The organism is Microbacterium sp. RU33B, assembly GCF_900155915.1.
In the GTDB taxonomy this organism is placed as follows: Bacteria; Actinomycetota; Actinomycetes; order Actinomycetales; family Microbacteriaceae; genus Microbacterium.
Map to the genome: position 1 here is coordinate 186,236 of NZ_FTPO01000003.1, position 16,480 is coordinate 202,715.

The 16,480-nt window shown below is 69.9% G+C and carries 15 protein-coding genes and 1 tRNA gene; 10 read left to right on the forward strand and 6 right to left on the reverse strand.

Annotation, left to right across the window (positions count from 1 at the left end; translation table 11 throughout):
* The first annotated feature begins 73 nt into the window (after positions 1-73).
* From B0B14_RS14295 to B0B14_RS14315, 5 genes are all read left to right on the forward strand, one after another.
* The gene (locus B0B14_RS14295) at positions 74-1,357 is read left to right on the forward strand and encodes a D-arabinono-1,4-lactone oxidase (protein WP_179085340.1); all 1,284 of its coding nucleotides are present in this window, start codon (positions 74-76) and stop codon (positions 1,355-1,357) included.
* A gap of 4 nt (positions 1,358-1,361) precedes the next feature.
* Positions 1,362-1,700, forward strand: coding sequence for a phage baseplate assembly protein V (locus tag B0B14_RS14300; protein ID WP_076683076.1), 339 nt, complete (start codon positions 1,362-1,364; stop codon positions 1,698-1,700).
* Positions 1,701-1,808: 108 nt separating this feature from the next.
* Positions 1,809-2,096, forward strand: coding sequence for a hypothetical protein (locus B0B14_RS14305; protein WP_256714399.1), 288 nt, complete (start codon positions 1,809-1,811; stop codon positions 2,094-2,096).
* A 24-nt stretch (positions 2,097-2,120) separates the two neighbouring features.
* Positions 2,121-2,339 carry a hypothetical protein gene (locus B0B14_RS14310; protein ID WP_083710632.1) on the forward strand — a complete coding sequence of 73 codons (219 nt, stop codon included), beginning with the start codon at positions 2,121-2,123 and terminating at the stop codon, positions 2,337-2,339.
* On the forward strand, positions 2,336-2,791 hold the full coding sequence (locus B0B14_RS14315) for a BLUF domain-containing protein (protein WP_076683079.1): 456 nt from the start codon (positions 2,336-2,338) through the stop codon (positions 2,789-2,791). The genes B0B14_RS14310 and B0B14_RS14315 overlap by 4 nt, the downstream gene beginning before the upstream one ends.
* Before the next feature lie 19 nt (positions 2,792-2,810).
* Here B0B14_RS14315 and B0B14_RS14320 read toward each other — a convergent pair whose 3' ends face one another.
* The 4 genes from B0B14_RS14320 to B0B14_RS16620 all read right to left on the reverse strand — a co-directional run bounded on the left by B0B14_RS14320 (position 2,811) and on the right by B0B14_RS16620 (position 5,704).
* Positions 2,811-3,335 (reverse strand): 2'-5' RNA ligase family protein, encoded by a 525-nt coding sequence (locus tag B0B14_RS14320; RefSeq protein ID WP_076683081.1) that lies wholly within the window; start codon positions 3,333-3,335, stop codon positions 2,811-2,813.
* Between the two features lie 184 nt (positions 3,336-3,519).
* Positions 3,520-4,218, reverse strand: a complete 699-nt coding sequence (locus B0B14_RS14325) for a potassium channel family protein (protein WP_179085341.1) — start codon at positions 4,216-4,218, stop codon at positions 3,520-3,522.
* A complete protein-coding gene (locus B0B14_RS14330; protein WP_256714421.1) occupies positions 4,211-5,581 on the reverse strand; it encodes a TrkH family potassium uptake protein in 1,371 nt (456 codons plus the stop codon). Before B0B14_RS14330 ends, B0B14_RS14325 begins: the two co-directional genes overlap by 8 nt.
* A gap of 46 nt (positions 5,582-5,627) precedes the next feature.
* A tRNA-Met gene (locus B0B14_RS16620) sits at positions 5,628-5,704 on the reverse strand.
* Positions 5,705-6,004: 300 nt separating this feature from the next.
* On the opposite strand from B0B14_RS16620, the gene B0B14_RS14335 reads away from it, so the two are divergent.
* Positions 6,005-9,073 (forward strand): S8 family peptidase, encoded by a 3,069-nt coding sequence (locus B0B14_RS14335; protein ID WP_083710633.1) that lies wholly within the window; start codon positions 6,005-6,007, stop codon positions 9,071-9,073.
* 230 nt (positions 9,074-9,303) lie between these two features.
* Here B0B14_RS14335 and B0B14_RS14340 read toward each other — a convergent pair whose 3' ends face one another.
* Together B0B14_RS14340 and B0B14_RS14345 are read right to left on the reverse strand one after the other, a co-directional pair.
* Positions 9,304-9,762 carry a hypothetical protein gene (locus B0B14_RS14340; protein ID WP_076683085.1) on the reverse strand — a complete coding sequence of 153 codons (459 nt, stop codon included), beginning with the start codon at positions 9,760-9,762 and terminating at the stop codon, positions 9,304-9,306.
* Positions 9,763-9,790: 28 nt separating this feature from the next.
* A complete protein-coding gene (locus B0B14_RS14345) occupies positions 9,791-10,819 on the reverse strand; it encodes a helix-turn-helix transcriptional regulator (RefSeq protein ID WP_076683087.1) in 1,029 nt (342 codons plus the stop codon).
* A 61-nt stretch (positions 10,820-10,880) separates the two neighbouring features.
* Here B0B14_RS14345 and B0B14_RS14350 point away from each other — a divergent pair, with 61 nt between their 5' ends.
* The 4 genes from B0B14_RS14350 (at position 10,881) to B0B14_RS14365 (ending at position 16,447) form a co-directional block, all read left to right on the forward strand.
* On the forward strand, positions 10,881-11,924 hold the full coding sequence (locus tag B0B14_RS14350; protein ID WP_076683616.1) for an ABC transporter ATP-binding protein: 1,044 nt from the start codon (positions 10,881-10,883) through the stop codon (positions 11,922-11,924).
* Positions 11,921-12,706: an ABC transporter permease gene (locus tag B0B14_RS14355; RefSeq protein WP_076683089.1), complete on the forward strand. Its 786-nt coding sequence runs from the start codon at positions 11,921-11,923 to the stop codon at positions 12,704-12,706. Before B0B14_RS14350 ends, B0B14_RS14355 begins: the two co-directional genes overlap by 4 nt.
* Before the next feature lie 211 nt (positions 12,707-12,917).
* A complete protein-coding gene (locus B0B14_RS14360; RefSeq protein ID WP_083710634.1) occupies positions 12,918-15,023 on the forward strand; it encodes an adenylate/guanylate cyclase domain-containing protein in 2,106 nt (701 codons plus the stop codon).
* 2 nt (positions 15,024-15,025) lie between these two features.
* Entirely contained in the window at positions 15,026-16,447 is a 1,422-nt protein-coding gene (locus B0B14_RS14365) for a mechanosensitive ion channel family protein (protein ID WP_076683091.1), read from the forward strand.
* Positions 16,448-16,480: the final 33 nt, after the last annotated feature.

Genomic DNA, 16,480 nt, shown 5'->3' on the forward strand with positions numbered 1-16,480 from the left:
CCACGCTAGGGCCTCGGCGGCCCGTGGGCGGATACGGTCGTCTACAACGGATCAACGGCGACGAAAGGTGATCGTGTCCATCGAGCAGGAGAACGACGCGTCCGCGCAGCAGAACTGGTCGGGCACCTATCGGTACGCGGCGGAGCGGATCATCGCCCCCACAGATGCCGCGGAGCTCCCCGGCATCATCCGCTCGGCCCCGCGTGTGCACGCGCTCGGCACACGCCACTCGTTCAACGCCCTCGCCGACACGTCCGGCACGCTCGTGGATCTGACCGGGCTCCCCGACGACGTGGCGGTGGACGGGGTCGCCGGCACCGCACGCGTGACGGCGTGGACGCGCTACGGCGCGGCCGCGCAGGCCCTGGAAGAGGCCGGGTTCGCCCTGCACAACATGGGGTCGCTGCCGCACATCGCGGTCGGGGGTGCGACGGCCACGAGCACGCACGGCTCGGGCGACCGCAACGGCTCGCTGGCAACGGCCGTGCGGGCCCTCACCTTCATCGACGCGAACGGCGACCCGCAGACGATCCGTCGCGGAGACGACGACTTCGACGCGCTCGTCGTGCATGTGGGGGCGTTCGCGATCGTCACGCACGTCGAGCTCGACATCCAGCCGACGTACCGCGTGCGGCAGGACATCTACAGCGGCCTGACGTGGGAGGCGGCGCTCGCCGACCTGGATGCGATCACCACGGCCGGGCACAGCGTGTCGATCTTCACCCGCTGGGAGGGCGAGGACCTCGGATTCGTGTGGGTGAAGACGCGGCTCGGCGACGACACGGATGCCGTGGTCGACGTGCTCCTCGACGGTGCGCGCGATCCCGGCAGCACGCCGCTGGGCAGCGACGACAACGTCACCGAGCTGGGCGGGGTCCCCGGGCCCTGGCTCCTGCGTCTGCCGCACTTCCGCCTCGACCGCGAGCCGTCGTTCGGTGCGGAGATCCAGACCGAGTACTTCATCGACCGGCAGGATGCTCCGCAGGCCCTCCGGGCCGTCCGCGCGCTCGCTCCGCTGATCCGGCCGCACCTGGTCTGGACCGAGCTGCGCACGATCGCCGCGGACGACCTCTGGCTCAGCCCCGCCTACGGCCGCGACAGCATGGCGATCCACTTCACTTGGTTCGACCGCCCCGACGAGGTGGCCGCGGTGATCCCGCTCATCGAAGAGGCGCTGCGCCCGTTCGGCGCGCGGCCGCACTGGGGCAAGGTGCACGCGTTCGACGCCGAGCGTCTCGCCGAGGTGCACCCGCGCCTGGCCGACGCCCGGGCGGTCTTCGAGCGTCGCGACCCCGACGGCCGGTTCGTCAGCGACCACCTCGTGGCCCTCGGCGTGCGCGAGACTCGGAGCAGGTGATCGCATGGGCGTGCACCGCGCGACGGTCGCATCGACGAGCGATCCGATGGATCTGGGACGCCTCCAGGTGACGATCCCCTCGACGGGATCCGTGCTCTGGGCACCCCGCGTCTTTCCGATCGCGGCCTTCACCGCACAGGACGTCGCCGTGGGCGCGGCCGTGTGGGTCGCGTTCGAAGACGACGACCCGGACCGCCCCGTGGTGCTCGGACTCGTCGACCCGCCCTCTCGCCGCGACGGCCTCGGCCGCGATCTGGAAGCGCTCGGGGACGCCTGGGATCACGGGCACGCGTCGGGGGCGTCGGATGCCGGCGGCGGCGTGACACCGAACCCGTACCGCTGAGGAGGCGCTTCGACGACGGCATCCGGAGCCCGCACGGGTGCACTGCGTGGAGACTCGCGCGTTGTCAACCCTCTCCCCGGGGGCGCAGCGACACGAGAGGCTGAAGGCATGAATCGCGATGACGAGATGCGCCTGGCCGCGGGCGAGACGGACGAACTTCCCCCTGCACCCCGGCAGACGGAGCTCTCGGAGAGCGATGCCGTGCGCAAGGACACCGCGTACTCTCCCGGAAGCGAGACCGAGACGCAGCAGAAGCAGGATTCGGAACTGTCCGAGACTCTGCCCGACGACATCGACCAGAGCAGTGTGAACGTCGCCCCCGGCACGGGCGGGCCCGACGACGTCGGCGACATCGAGGTCGACCCGGCCGATCTGAACATGCCCGGTCGCGACTGAGCTCCCTTCGGAGAGGGTGCACAGGTGAGTGAGAACGACGAGTCCGAGGTCATGTGGGCTCGGGTGGACGACGGCTTCTACGTCGGCAGCCTGCCCGGGCGGTTCCTCGGCTGCATCGATCGGCAGGAAGAGGGCGACTTCCTCGCACTCGATGTGCATGCGCGCCCGATCGGCGCGTACGCGAACCTGGCCCAGGCGATGACGGCGGTCTGGAACGCGACGAACGAACAGGCCAGCACGTGACGCGGCATCCGGAGCACGAGGAGTCGCGGCTGTACTCGCTGGTGTACTCGAGCGCCGCGGCCGCGCCCTTCGACGATGATCAGCTGGCCGCGCTGCTGACGCAGTGCCGAGCGGAGAACAGCCGCAACGGCATCACAGGGATGCTGCTGTACCGCGGCGGTCGCTTCGTGCAGTTCCTGGAAGGACCGGAGCAGAACGTGCGCGGCCTGCTCGAGCGGATCGCCGCCGACCCCCGGCACACGGACCTCCGGGTGATGATCGACTCCCACCCGCGGGTACGGCAGTTCGCCGAGTGGACGATGGGCTACGAGCCGATGAGCGAGCCCGACGGGCCGGCGCCCGCCGGCTTCCGCGACACGTTCGACGATCTCGAGCAGGCGGACGACGACGACCGTGTGCTCCGCGCGACCCGCGAGCTCAGCCTGTGGTTCCGGGTGCGCGCCGCCACCTGACATCCCGGGTCGTCGAGGATCACGCGAGCGCGGTGACCTCGGCAGCCGCGGCGTCCCAGCGCCGAAGGGCGACCGCGGTGCCGACGCGCACGGGTCCGAGCAGGCGGAGCGCGTCGTCGAACTGGTCCACGCGCAGCCGTCGCGCGAGAGTGACGTGGGGCGTCCAGTCGCCGGGAGCCGTGTACGGAGCGTCGTCGCCGGGAGGGGCCGCGGCGTGGATCGCAGCGTGGAGACGTCGGATGCCGGCATCCGGCACCACCCGTCGTGCCAGCACACCCCGGTCGCCGTGAGGGAACAGCATCGGCTCGCCGAGCGTGACGGGCACCGGGAGCTGCGCGACCACGGCGGCGAACGACTGCGGTGCCAGGAACGGCCGCGCCAGGAGAGTGATGTGCGGGCGGTTCGACTCCGCGCGATGGGCGGCGAGGCTCGACATCCCCGCGGCGGCCAGCCGATCCCAGTCGGCGCGCACCAGCGCCTCGGTCTCCGCGTCGAGGAGGAGCTCGATGCTCGTGAGGGCGGGGCGCGCGCGGGTCTCCGTCATCGAGCAGAGTCTACGGATGCTCGCTCCAGCCGGGCGACGAGGTGACCGTTCGCGTCAGGTGAGGAACTCGGGCCGCACTTCCGCGATGCCGCTCAGCTCGGTCCGGAGCCGGTCGGTGAGGTGCACGCCCTGCTCGACGGCGAATCCGCGCATCACCACGTCCTCTCGGTTCGTTCCCGCGCCCTCACCGCAGCTGCGCGAACGCCTCGGCATCCTTCGTGCGCCCCACGATGAGCACCGTGTCGCCCGGTCCGAGGACGGTGGCGTTGTCCGCGTTCGTCCATGCGTCATCCCCGTGCTGGAACGCCGCGATCGTGACGCCGTGGCTCTTGCGGATGCTCGTCTCGCCGAGCGCCACACCCTGGATCTGCGTCGGCGCCGGGGCCTTCACGAGGGCGTACCCCGGCGCCACCTCGATGTAGTCCAGCGCCGCACCGCGCACGAGATGCGCCACCCGGCGGCCCATGTCCTTCTCGGGGTAGATGACGTGGTGCACCCCGAGCTGCTCGAGGATCTGCCCGTGCCGGTCGTCGACGGCCTTCGCCCAGATCACGGGGATGCGCATGCTCAGCAGCACCGAGCACGTGAGGATCGACGCCGAGATGTCGCCGCCGATCGCCACGACCACGCGATCGAACTCGTCGATCGCGAGCTGATTCAGCACCTCGACCCTCGTCGAGTCCGCGCGGACGACCTGGGTCAGCTCGCCGTTGAGCGACTGCACGAGCTCCTCGTCCAGGTCGATCCCCAGCACCTCGGTCCCGGCCTGCATGAGCTCCAGAGCCAGCGCGCTGCCGAACCGGCCGAGTCCGATGACGGCGACGGAGTCGGCTTCGGCGATCCGTCGGGACGTATCGGTGGAGAAGATGGAGAACTTAGCCAATGGCGGGCCTCTCTTTCGGGAATTCGTAGAGGATGCGGCGCTCGCGCAGGGCGATGGCGGACCCGAGCGTCAGCGGTCCCAGCCGTCCGAGGAACATGAGCGCGACGAGGACGATCTGCGCGGGCTCGGACAAGCTCGCCGTGATGCCCGTCGAGAGGCCGACCGTCGCGAAGGCCGAGACGGACTCGAAGAGGGCGCGGTCGAGCTCCTCGCCGGTGAGGAGCATCAGCAGGCCGGCGCCGGTGACCACGGCCGCCACCGCGAGCAGGACGACGGTGATCGCCTGACGGTGCACCGCGCGGGACAGTCGCTTGCCGAAGATGTTCACCGCGCCCTCGCCGCGGAGCTCGGTCATCATGATGAAGAACAGCACCGCGAACGTCGTGACCTTGATGCCGCCGGCTGTGCCCGCGGGGCCTGCGCCGATGAACATCAGCACGTCCATACCGAGCCAGGTCTCGTCGTACATGGCGCCGATGTCGACGGAATTGAATCCGGCGGTGCGGGTCTGGACGGACTGGAAGAAGCCCGCCAGGATCCGCGACCACGGGTCCAGTGCGCCGAGGGTCTCAGGGTTGTTCCACTCGATCAGCGTGATGTACGCCGTCCCCGCGATCAGGAGCACGCCCGACGCCCACAGCACGATCTTGGTGTTCATCGACCAGTGCAGGGGACGCCGGAACTCCTTGCGGAGCTGGAAGAGCACGGGGAATCCGAGCCCTCCGAGGATGATCGCAGCGGCGATCGGCAGGCAGATGAACGGATCGGCGACGAATCCCATGAGATTGTCGCTGTACAGCGCGAACCCGGCGTTGTTGAACGCGGAGACAGCATGGAACAGCGCCGACCATGCCGCGTCGCCGAGGGAGTAGCCGTAGCCCGTGAGGAACCGCAGGAACAGCAGCGCGAACGTGACGGCCTCGATGACGAGCGAGGTCACGACGATGCCCCGTGCGGCGCCGCGGACGTCGTCCAGGTCGACCGACTTCGCCTCCGCAGCGGTGTTCAGTCGAGATCGGACGGTGAACTTCCGCGCCAGCACCAGCCCGATCAGCGCCGCGAAGATCATGATCCCCAGCCCGCCGACCTTGATCAGGGCGAGGATCACGACCTGCCCGAACGGCGTCCAGAAGGTGGGCGTGTCGACGACCGTCAGTCCCGTCACGCACACGGCGCTCGTGGCGGTGAACAGGGCCTGCACGAACGTGGCGCCGCCCGGCCCCACCTTCGAGATCGGCAGCATCAGCAGCGCCGTGCCCACGACGATGGCGAGGCCGAATCCGCCCGCCACCGCCTGGGCGGGGTGAAGCCGGAAGCGGAATCGACGCGAGTGCGCCTGCACGGCCCGCAACCGACGCCGGATCCTCACCGGCACACTGTAGCGCGGGTGCGGCAGCGTCGTTCGGAGGTGGACGCGACGGCGGGAGTCGAACCCGCTGCGCTCCCGGTTATGAACCGGTGCCCGGAAACCGTCCGGATCGCCGCGATGACATCACGCTAGCCGCGGCATCCGACGAACGCCCCCAGGATGACGGGAGATTTCGCTGTGGGTCGTCCCGTTTCTCCTCTTCATCACGCATTTCTCCGCGGTGACGAGGAGCGCTCCGTGCCGACGAAACCGTGGACGTAGCCACTCAGCGTCTTCACAGCAACCCATTGACCGATTCCCAGGTGCGACGTAGCGTCGAGAAGTCTCCCTCCCATCAGAGAAAGGCATGACCCCGTGCACAGGAGAATTCTGGCGGTGGTCGGTGCAATCGCACTGACGATCCCCGCTACTGCGGCTATGGCCGCTCCACCGGCTGACGACCCGTCGGCCAGATTCCAGAAGTCCGACACGAGCGGACAGATCGACACCTCCTTCTCCCCGTCGGCGCTCCAGTCCGACGAGAAGGTCAGTGTCGTCATCGAGATGGAGGGCGACCCCGTCGCCGTCGTCCAGGCGGAGAAGGGCAGCGAACTGACGTCGGCAGAGAAGTCGAACGTCATCGACACGCTGGAGCAGAAGCAGGATGCCATCACCGGCACCCTGGAGGCCAAGGGCGCCGAGGTGACTGCGCAGATGCAGTCGGCCTACAACGGCATCCAGGTCTCGATCCCGGCGAACCAGATCGAGTCCGTCGCCGAGCTTCCGGGCGTCGTCGCGGTGCACTCCGCGGGCCGGCACACGATCGACAATGCTGTCTCGGTGCCGTTCCTCGGGGTTCCGCAGGTGTGGCAGAGCACGGGATACACCGGCCAGGGCGTCAAGGTCGCGATCATCGACACCGGCATCGACTGGACCCACTCCGACTTCGGCGGCGAGGGCACGGTCGAGGCGTACGAAGCGGCGTTCGCCGTCTCGGACCAGCCGGCCGACCCGGCCTACTACGGACCCGACGCGCCGCGCATCAAGGGCGGCATCGACATGGTCGGCGACGACTACAACGCCGACCCCGGCTCCCCGTCGTACCAGCCGATCCCCAAGCCCGACGACAACCCGCTGGACTGCAACGGTCACGGCACGCACGTCGCCGGAACGACCGGCGGCAGCGGCGTCAACGCAGACGGCTCCACGTTCACCGGCCCCTACGACGAGACCACGTCGTCGAACACGTTCCGTGTCGGCCCCGGCGTCGCGCCGCAGGTCGACCTCTACGGCGTCCGCGTCTTCGGCTGCGACGGGTCGACGGATGTCGTCGTCGCGGCGATCGACTGGGCCGTCGAGAACGGCATGGACGTCATCAACATGTCGCTCGGCTCCACGTGGGGCCGTGGTGACGACCCCGACGCGGTCGCGGCATCCAACGCCGTCGGCGCGGGTGTCGTCGTCGTCGCCTCCTCCGGCAACTCCGGCCACAACCCGTACATGACGGGCTCGCCCGGCTCGGGTGACGGTGTCATCTCCGTCTCGGCGGTCGACAGCAGCGAGAGCTTCCCGGGCGCGACGATCACCGTGAACGGCACGCCGGTCGAAGCGATCAACGCGAACGGCGCCCAGGTCGCGGGGCTCGGCGAGCTCACGGTCGTGCGTCTCGCCGACATCGCGGGCACGGCGGAGAACGAAGCACTCGGATGCTCCGTCGCCGCCTACACCGCCAACGGGATCGTCGAGGGTGCCAACCAGCTCGCGGTCTCCGTCCGCGGCACGTGCGCTCGCGCGGCTCGTCCGATCTACGCGCAGCAGGCCGGCGCGGCTGCGGCGCTCATGGTCAACAACGCCGACGCGCTCCCGCCGTACGAGGGCCAGATCACGTCGAACCCCGACACCGGGGAGCCCTTCGACGTCACGATCCCGTTCCTCGGCGTCAGCCAGCCCAACGGTGCGCCGTTCGTGACGGGCGCCACGGCGACCCTCGAGGCCGGAGCGATCGCGAACCCCGGCTTCCGCAACTACGCCAGCTTCACGTCGTCGGGTCCGCGCAGCGGTGACGGGGCGATCAGCCCCGACGTCGCCGCACCGGGCGTTTCGATCGCGTCGGCGGGAGTGGGCACCGGCAACGCGGCATCCATCCTCTCCGGCACCTCGATGGCGGCCCCGCACGTCGCGGGCGTCGCAGCGCTGACGGTGCAGTCGCACCCGGCGTGGACGGCGCAGCAGATCTCGGCGGCGGTCGTCGGCACGGCGGATCCGGAGAAGGTGGCGGGCCAGTCCCTCACCCTCGGCGGTGTCGGTCTCGTCGACACGGCTCAGGCCGTCGCGACGAAGGTCACCGCGACGGGCGACGCCTTCCGCACCGAGAGCGGTTGGGCGCGGGAAGCCGCACTCAGCTTCGGTGTGCAGGAGTCGTGGCTCGGCTTCGGCGGGATCAAGACCATCACGATCGAGAACAAGGGCGACAAGTCGGTCACGTACAAGGTGAGCACGGCGCCGTCGGCGCAGTCGCTCAGCGGTGCGAAGATCTCCGTCAGCACGAAGTCCGTGACGGTCCGCCCCGGCGGAAAGGCACGCGTCCTCGTGACGGCGATCGCGCCGGCGAGCGTCGCCCCCACCTCCATCGCCGGCAACGACCAGTTCTCGTTCTACGAGATCTCGGGCGATGTCGTGCTGACGGCGGCGGATTCGACGCTGCGGGTCCCGTACCTGCTCGTGCCGCGCTCGAACAGCACGGTGAAGGCCGACTCGAACGCTCCGATGTTCTCGAAGGGCGAGAAGGTGCGCAACACCACGAAGGCGGTCAAGCTCACCAACAAGCTCGGTGCGCTCGACGCGGACGCGGACTTCTACCAGTGGGGTCTCAGCGACACGAAGGATGCCACGGCGACGCTCGCCGACACCGGCTACGACCTGCGCGCCGCCGGCGTCCAGTCGCTGCCGAACGGTGACGACTCGCTGCTCGTCTTCGCGGTCAACACCCACACGCGGTGGTCGAACGCGGCGAGCGTCGAGTTCGACGTGCTGATCGACGTCGACCGTGACGGCAACCCCGAGTACGCCCTGTTCGCCGTGGACTCCGGTCTGGTGCGCGCGGGCGACCCGGACGGCGAGTCCGAGGTGTTCCTGGCCGACTTGGTCAACGGCGGCACGTTCGCGACCGGCTACTACGCCCAGGCGCCGACCGACAGCAGCACGATCCTGCTGCCGATCGATGCCAGCACGCTGGGCATCACGGGCGCATTCGACTACACGGTGCAGTCGTTCGCGATCACGCACAGTGGAACCGACGCGTTCGACGGATGGGCCAGCTTCAACCCGGCCGCTCCGGCGATCACGAACGGTCAGTACCAGGCGGTGCCGAAGCGCAAGAGCGCGACGATCAAGGTGGGCATCGACGCTGCGGCGTTCGCCGACCAGAAGCCGCTCGGCTCGATGGTCGTCGTGTACGACAACAAGTCGGGAGCCGACGAGGCGATCCTCGTCACGGCCAAGCGATGAGCTCGTGAGCTGATCGACCGATCCACGTGGGGCGGCGGGCCGAAAGGCTCGTCGCCCCACGGCGTTTCGCGCGCGAAGGTGGGCAGGTGCGGTCGCCTCGCCGCGGCGGAGGCGGCGTCTGCTGTCACCTCCCGAGGAGGCAGCGCGCGAAGATGGCAGGTGCGGTCGCCTCGCGGGCTACGAGGCGACGATTCCTGACACATCGGGGCAGCACGGCCCCGCCGGCGGGGTCAGGCGGAGCGGTGGGTGACAGAGCCGCCGCGCAGGGCTCCGGGGGTGAAGCCCTCGCAGAGCGTCGGTTCGTCGCCGGAACCGAAGCGGTAGTCGTACGACGTGCCTCCGACCTCGACGACCACCCGCATCCCGTCGATCAGGGCCTGCGTGTACGTCTGACCCGGTGAGGCGCAGCCGAGGGCGCCGTTGGGCCACGTCACGGACTCGGCCGACACGAGCGCCGGCTCGCCCGTCGCGCCGCGCAGCGCGAGGTCGGCGACGATCGCGTCCCAGCGGGCCTCGGGCACGTCGGTGGGCGTGCCCGTCGGCGAGCCGGCGGAGGCGAGGGGCCCGGGTGTCGAGGTCTGGAACGGGGGTCGCGAGGTCGACGACTCTGTCATGGGTGCTCCTGCACAGGCGCTGAGGGAGAGGGCGAGGGCGATCCCGGCGACGACGAGGATGGGGCGTCGGTTCACGATGTGCCTCCCTGATTTCGGCCCCAGCCTAGGTCGCGCTCCTGCGAGTGGGCATGGAGTCTCGCGGGGCGAGGGGCGCGATGTCCGGAGTCGGACGGTCGAGGGCCCGCAGCATCCGCTCCAGCACTTCGCGCAGCTCGCCGCGCGCCGGTTCGGGGAGGTCGATCGCGTACTCGACCCCGGGCGGCACCCACGACGTGCCGTACATCGTCTCGCGGAAGTCGGCCCCGCCGACGGGCCAGATCGTGCGCGCGTCGTCGTACATCTCCGCCCCCTGCCCCCACGGGCCGAACCAGGCGCGCATCTCCTCGAGGGGGAGCTCCATCACGATCTGGGCCTCGACGGGCTGTCGCACCCACGAGCGCGCGACGAGGATGAACTCCTCCACCTCCTCCGGGGTGAGCTCGCGCGGCGGGAACAGCACCCGCGTGTGCTGCACGTTCTCGAGTCGGTCCACCCGGAACGTGCGCCAGTCATCGCGGTCGATGTCCCAGCACAGGAGGTACCAGTGCCGGTCGGCGGGCGCCACGGCGTGCGGTTCGACGCGGCGCTCGGTGACCGCGCCGGATGCCGAGGTGTACGTGAACCGCACGCGTTCGTGATCGCGGCAGGCCAGGGCGAGCTCCCCGAGGACGTCGCTGGAGATCGGGGCGCCCGCACGCATGCCCGCGGGCTGCACGGTCTCGGCGAGGGCGTTGACGCGGCGCCGCAGGGGAGCGGGGAGCACCTGCTCGAGCTTCGCGAGCGCCGTGAGGGTCGTCTCGGGCCCGCTGACCAGTCGCTGCGAGGCGGCGAGCCGCAGCCCGATCGCCATCGCGACGGCCTCCTCGTCGGTGAGCAGCAGCGGAGGCACCGCGCTTCCGGCCTCCAGGCGGTACCCGCCCGCGGTGCCGGGGCTCGACTCGATGCGGTAGCCCAGCTCGCGCAGTCGCTCGACGTCGCGGCGGACGGTGCGCTCGGTGACTCCGAGCCGCTCGGCGAGCTCCGACCCCGGCCAGTGCCGATGCGTCTGGAGCATGTTCAGCAGGGAGAGCGCGCGGCTCGTCGTGTCGGACATGCCTCCAGAATGCCAGTCTTTGCGGACAGGATCTGTCCGGGTGGTTCGGGATGCTGTGGTCATGAACGAACCGATCATCGAAGCGCGGGGACTCACCAAGCGCTTCACCGTGAAGAAGGCGACCGTCGAGGCCGTCACCGATCTGACCTTCCAGGTCGCGCGCGGCGAACTCGTCGCGTTCCTGGGACCCAACGGCGCCGGCAAGTCGACGAGCCTGCGCATGCTGACGACCCTCATTCCGCCGACGTCGGGCACGGCCCGGGTGGTCGGCTCCGACATCCTGCACCGCCCGGCCGACGTGCGCGCCCGCATCGGCTACGTGGGTCAGCTCACCAGCGGCAGCTTCTCCCAGCGGGTGCGCGACGAGCTGCTCAGCCAGGGCGCGTTCTACGGGATGGGGAAGGATGCCGCGCGCCGCCGCGCCGACGAGCTCATCGAGTCGCTCGACCTGGCCTCGTTCGCGTCGCGCTCGGTGCAGCAGCTCTCCGGCGGGCAGAAGCGCCGACTCGACGTGGCGCTCGGACTGATGCACGCTCCGCCGCTGATCTTCCTCGACGAGCCCTCGACGGGACTGGATCCGCAGAGCCGCGCCAACCTGTGGCAGCACATCATCGATCTGCGCCGCCAGCACGGCACGACCGTGTTCCTGACGACGCACTACCTCGAAGAGGCCGACCGCTACGCCGAGCGCGTCATGGTCATGGACAAGGGCCGCGTCATCGCCGACGACACGGCCGCGCGGCTGAAGGCGGAGCTCGCGGGCGACGTCGTCACGTTGGGCTTCGCCTCACCCGACGACGCGGCGCGGGCGCGGGCGGTCGTGCAGGCGCTGACCGATCGCGAGGTGCGACGCGAGGGCGAGGCATCCGTCGTCGTCACCGCTCCCGACGGCGACGCGCTCCTGCCGGCCGCCGTACGGGAACTGGATGCCGCGGGCATCGTGGTGCGGTCGGCCACCGGTGTGCCGCCCACACTCGACGACGTGTTCCTGGCCCTCACCGGGCGGACGCTCCGCGAGGCGGGAGAGGGCGACCCGTCGCCCGGCTCGGAGACCGATGACAGAGAGACCGAAGCATCCGGCATCACGGAAGAGGCGAAGCGATGACCACCACGACCACCCCCGACACCACCGTGCGGGCGACGCCCGCCCGCGACACGTGGAACGTGCTGACGCGCGAGCTCAAGCCGATCGTGCGCGACCCGTTCACCCTCATCTTCAGCCTCGTGCAGCCGCTGGTGTTCCTCGGGCTCTTCGCCCCGCTCCTCATCGGTCAGTCGGGCGACCCTGCCGCGACGCTGCAGTGGTTCGTCCCCGGCGTGCTCGTGATGATCGTGCTGTTCGGCACGGGCGCCGTGGGCTCGAACCTCCAGTACGAGATGATGACGGGCTCGCACGAGCGCACGCTGGTCGCTCCGCTCTCGCGGTCGTCGCTGCTCGTCGGGCGCGCGCTCAAGGAGATCGCTCCGATCATCGTGCAGTCGCTGCTCATCGTGGCGATCGCCCTGCCCTTCGGCTTCCGCGCCGACCCGCTCGGCCTGGTCATCGGCCTCGCGCTGCTGGCGGTGTTCGGCGTCGGCCTGGGCTCGCTGTCGTACACGCTCGCGCTGGGGACGAAAGACCGCGAGTGGCTGTTCTGGGGGGTGCAGCAGACGCTCATCCTCCCGCTGATGATCCTGTCGGGGATGCTGCTGCCGCTCGACGACGGCCCGGCGTGGATGCGCGTCGTCGCGACGGTGAATCCGCTCAACTGGGTCGTGCGGGCCGAGCGGGCGCTGCTCGCCGGCGACCTGAACGACATCGTCGTGCTGTGGGGCTGGGTCGCCGGCCTCGCGCTCGCGGCGGTCGGCCTGTGGGCCGGCGTGCGCGCGATCCGCAGGAGCAGCTGAGGGCGATGCCCGGCCGGAGCGCTTCACCCCGGAAGCGCTCCGGCCGGGCGTCCGGCATCGAATCGAGGCAATCCCTTGACGCGCGTCCGCATCGTTTCGATAGCCTGACGAGACATCGACGGGGGGCTGAGTGACCACGCCATCGCATTCACCGGTTACCGAGAGCGAACGACTGCGCGACGAGGGCGCCCGTGAAGGGGCCGCCGCATCGGTGAGCACGCCGCGGCGGCGCGGAGGGCTGAGCATCCAATCGAAGCTGCTCATCATGCTGCTGGCGGTCAGCCTGATCTCCTCGGTCATCGTCGGCGTCATCGGATTCCTCAACGGGCGAGACTCCCTGCGGGCGGCGGCGGTCGACCAGCTCACGACGATCCGCGAACTGCGGGTCGGCGAGCTCGAAGCCACGATGAGGAGCACGCAGAAGGGTGTGGCGCTGGACTCGCGCAACCTCAGCGCTCAGACGGCATCCCAGGCGATCAACGCCGGGTGGGACGACCTCCAGAATCGCGAGCTCACCCCCGAGCAGCTGGCCGAGCTCGAGGCGTACTACGCCGACACCTTCAACGCCGATCTCGAAGCGCGGACGGGGGATCAGTACAGCGAGACGGCCTTCATCCCCGACTCGAACGCCGGCAAGTGGGTGCAGTACCACCTCACCTCGCAGTTCGCCGACTTCGACGAGGCGCTCGCGGTCAACGACAGCGGCGACGGCACACCGTACTCCGCCGCCACGGAGCAGTACGGCGACTATCTGACGCGTCTGGTGAACCAGGTCGGCTACGAGGACCTGCTGCTGTTCAACCTCGAGGGCGATGTCGTCTACAGCGCCTACAAGGGCGTGGACCTCGGCACCAATGTGCTGACCGGCCCGTTCCGCGAGTCGCTGCTGGCGGAGGCCTACCGCGACGTGGTGGCGACGAACAGCGTCAACGCCGTCGAGACGACCGACTTCGAGCGGTGGATCCCGTCGCTGAACGCGCCGACGCTGTGGGTGGTCTCTCCGGTCGGCAACGACTCCACGATCACCGGCGTGCTCGCCGCGCAGATTCCGATCTCCCGCGTCAACGACGTCATGACCGGAGGCGAGCGCTGGAAGGAACAGGGCCTCGGTGACACCGGCGAAGTGTTCCTCGTGGGTGCGGACAGGCTCATGAGGAGCGTGTCGCGCGTGCTCGTCGAAGATCCTGACGACTACGCCGAGCGCGCGATCAGCGCGGGGACTCCTCCCGCAGTCGCGCAGCGCATCGTCGAGGTGAACGGCACGGTGCTCCTGCAGCCCGTGAACACGGTCTCCGTCGACAACGCCCTCAAGGGGGAGAGCGGCAACTCGGAGTCCGTCGGCTACCTCGGCACCGACGGCATCACCGCCTACAGCCCTGTCGAGGTCGACGGGTTGAACTGGGTGGCGGTCGCCCGCATCGACACCTCCGAGGCATTCGCGCCGGTGACGGAGTTCACCCGCACTCTCCTCCTGTCGCTGCTGGGCATCATCCTCGCCGTGAGTCTGCTGTCGCTGCTGCTCGCCCAGGTGTTCACCCGACCGATCAAGAAGCTCGTCGACGCCGTGCGCCGCGTCGCCGGAGGTGACCTGGCGGTCGCCGTGCCGGTCGGCACACGCGATGAGATCGGCGACCTCGGCACGGCGTTCAACGACATGGCGTCGAGTCTGCGGATCAAGCAGGAGCTGATCGACGAGCAGCAGGCCGAGAACCAGCGCCTGATGCACACGCTCATGCCCGAGAAGGTCGCCCAGCGCTACCGACAGGGAGAGGAGACGATCTCCGAGGAGCACGACAACGTCTCGGTCGTCTTCGCGGAGCTCGTCGGGTTCGAGGAGTTCGCGGCCGACCTCAGCGGCGACCGCGAGACCTCGTTGCTCAATTCGCTGATGCGGGGCTTCGACGAAGCGGCGAGCAAGGCGGGTGTCGAGAAGGTGCGCACACTCCGCGGCGGCTACCTCGCCAGCTCGGGGCTGATCGTCCCACGCGTCGACAACGTGCGCCGCGCCGTCGACTTCGCCCGCGAGATGCGCGTCGTCGTGCAGCGGTTCAACTCCCAGAACGGCACGCAGATCGATCTGCGGGCCGGTGTCGACACCGGCACCGTCACCAGCGGGCTCGTCGCCCGCACGAGCCTCGCGTACGACCTGTGGGGCGACGCGGTCTCGCTGGCGTACCGGGTGCGCAGCGTGACAGGGCAGCCGGGCATCTACGTCACCCAGGCGGTGCGCGACAGGATGCAGGACAGCGTCGCCTTCACGCCGGCCGGGTCGGTGGAGCTGCGCGGGAAGTCGCAGAACGTCTGGAGGATCGAGTAGTCATGGATCTCCTCCAGGAAGGCTGGATCTGGTGGGCGGTCGCCATCGCGGTCGGCGTGCCGATCATCCTGGTGGTCCTGACGGAGGTGCTCGGTGCCCTCGTGCGGCGCGGCAGCGCGGCGGCGAAGCCCGTCCGGCTGCTGCGCAACTGGGTCGTCCCCGTCGCCGCACTTCTGGCCCTGCTCTACTTCGCGTTCCGCACCGACACCGACAACGCCTGGCCGCGCGTCGTCGCGACCGTCCTCGGGTTCCTGCTCATCCTCCTCGTGCTGTCGGCGTTCAACGTGGCGCTGTTCTCCCGCGCGAAGGAGGGCAGCTGGCAGGAGCGCATCCCGACGATCTTCGTCGAGCTCGCGCGCCTCATCCTCGTGGTCGTGGGCTTGGCGCTCCTGTTCCAGTGGGTGTGGAACGCGGATGTCGGCGGACTCATCGCCGCCCTGGGAGTCACCTCGATCGTCATCGGCCTCGCCCTGCAGAACGCAGTCGGCGGGGTCATCTCCGGACTGCTGCTGCTGTTCGAGCAGCCGTTCAAGATCGGCGACTACCTCGATGCCGCCGGCGTGCAGGGCAGGGTCATCGAGGTCAACTGGCGCGCATGCCACATCGACACCGGTGCCGGCATCCAGATCATCCCGAACTCGACGCTCTCGGGCGCCTCGTTCACTAACCTGAGCCAGCCGGTGGGGGCGTCGCACATCTCCTCGACCGTGGCGTTCACGACCGACGACCCTCCGCACGAGGTCATCTCGCTGCTCGTGGAGGTGGCCGACTCGCTGCCGATGCGGGCCGACGGAGAACGGGCCAGCGCCGACTATCTCGGGGCGGGCAAGTACTCGGTGAGCCTTCCGATCAACGGCCCGCAGTTCGCGCCGCAGGCCCTCAGCCTCTACCTCGCCTGGCTCTGGTACGCGGCCCGCCGTCGCGGGCTCGCCCTCGACGGCGACGCCAGCGACCCCATCGCCGAGCCCGGCCGACTGGAGAAGGCACTCGATGTCGTCGGCCCGACGCTGCACCTCGGTGAAGCGGAGCGCGCCCTCGTGCTGTCCACGTCGAAGCTCGAGCGCTACGGCCTGGGCGAGATCGTCCAGCCCGAGGGCGTCCTGCCGCACGACATCCGCTTCATCGTGGAGGGGCGCGTGCGGCTCGCCGTGAACGCCGCCGGCGGACGCATCGAGTTCGCGACGGCCGAGCCCGGCGACTACGTCGGCCAGACGGCGCTCACCCGCGAGAAGACCCTGACGACCGCGGTCGCCGCCGATGTGCTCACGGTCCTCGTCGTGCCGTTGGAGACGGTCGACGAGCTCGTGCGCTCGCGCCCTCTCCTGGCCGAGGAGATCGGGCAGTCGATCGAGCTCAAGCGCAAGCTCGCCGCCGAGGCGCTCGCGGCCGCGGGCGTGGTGAAGGGCACCCTCGGGGGTCCCTGACGCGTCGGGGCGCGCACCGCGCGCGATTAGGCT